1 protein-coding gene is annotated in these 1,565 nt (G+C 57.4%); it reads left to right on the top strand.

The window, feature by feature from the left end; translation table 11 throughout:
* Nucleotides 1–578 precede the first annotated feature (578 nt).
* Nucleotides 579–1,181: a cytochrome b gene (locus tag K359_RS58185; protein ID WP_198031303.1), complete on the top strand. Its 603-nt coding sequence runs from the start codon at nt 579–581 to the stop codon at nt 1,179–1,181.
* The last annotated feature ends 384 nt before the right edge of the window (nt 1,182–1,565 follow it).

The following is a 1,565-nucleotide window of genomic DNA, read 5'->3' as shown; positions in this document are numbered from 1 at the left end:
AAGCCCCGACTGCTATCGCGGTCGTCGCGATCTGCTGCATGGCTTTTCGAATTGATCAAGATGCGCGTTGTGCTGAGATGTCCGAATCTGGCCCTAAGGTGATATCGTAGCGGTGCTGCCCGATGTCGCATCTTGGCGGAGTTGCGGACATCGATCCACTCCGCCTAGACACTCTGCCACGAACCGCCGCCCGAACTGTGCCCCCGATCGCGATAGCGTTCGCGTGGCGGCGGCGCGCCGGCTTCTCCCAGCGTTTTGATCCTTCCGCTTTCAATCGGCTTCAACGCCTCCTCGCACCCTTCCCAACAAACCCACGCCCCGGGGCACAACCTCGACGCTCGTCGTGCTTGATCGATGCCAGGCGATGATGCGTCGCTCGAACTCCAGGATTTGAGCCTTCAGCGCGCGCAATTGCGCCAGCGCGCCTCAGCGTCGTCAGTTGTTTGACCACAGCGTTAGATCGCGCCGAAATTGCGATCACAGGCTCTACACGAGTAGTTTTATAGCGGAATAAGGCAGTGGCCGCCTGGATCCCCTCGGTTGTGAACGGCCGACCGAGTAGGACTTGGAGCAGAATGATGATTACAAATTCGGAATGCGCACAAAGATCTATCGTTAAGGCGCCTCTGCAAGGCAAGCGCTTCGACCCAACGAGCATTGTACTTCATTGGCTCACGGTGATCCTTATCGTTGGCCAGTTTACAACTGCCTGGTTGCGCGAAGGCGTTGGTCATGGGACCAGCCTGGTCCCTGCACTTCTGGCAGCACACCGAACAATGGGCATGATGACTTGGAGCGTCGCGTTGGCGCGCGTATTCTGGCGGATTCGGTTCGCTTATCTGCCGCCATTTCCGGAAAGCATGCCGAAGCTGCAACAATGGATCGCGAAGGCCAATGAATATGCCCTTTATACCTTGCTGTTGATGCAACCGATCACCGGCTTCGGTGAGGTCGTGCTTCACGGACGCCCTTTTACGCTGTTCATTTGGCAAGTACCGGCGCTATTGGCACCGGACGTGGCAATCAGAAGCCTATTCGTGAAGGCTCATGAAGTTGGCGGCTATGCCCTCCTTGTCCTCATCGGTCTGCATGCCAGCGCCGCGCTTTTCCATTGGTTCGTTTTGCGCGACAGCGTACTGCAACGGATGCTTCCGTCGTCCATCACTGCTCGCAGCCAGTAGGGCGCCGCGGTCTCGTTGATGAGCGATAAGGTGCTGCCTCCGGGGAGATAAAGCCTCACAGAAAATCGTCATCGATGATGAGGGGCCATTTGTCAGGTTTCGACCGACCCTTTGCCTTCAGAAGGGCTGGTTGCTACCGCTTTCTGCAAATCGGACACCTGCGATCAGATTGGTCATCATTTCAGAGCGAGCCGGTAGAACTCGAGCCTGTAACAGTGGGGCCGTATGCCCGTTGAACGGGCCGCGCCGCAGCGCGGCCTGATCGTATCGCACCTATTTCAAGCGCCGTTAGCCTTGCGTCGCGTTCTCTTCGGTGTTGCGCCGGGCATGTGCAAAGCCTTCTTAACGTAAGTTGACAGCGTTGGCCTTCACTTCGCCTTTGCT

It is taken from the genome of Bradyrhizobium sp. th-b2, from assembly GCF_000426785.1.
GTDB lineage: Bacteria > Pseudomonadota > Alphaproteobacteria > Rhizobiales > Xanthobacteraceae > Bradyrhizobium > Bradyrhizobium septentrionale.
Note: the sequence above shows the minus strand (reverse complement) of the source record. Positions and strands in the feature narration are given on the sequence as shown.

What these genes read in the sequence shown, in the direction of transcription:
- K359_RS58185 (WP_198031303.1), top strand. Translation starts at nt 579, where the DNA reads ATGATTACAAATTCGGAATGCGCACAAAGATCTATCGTTAAGGCGCCT.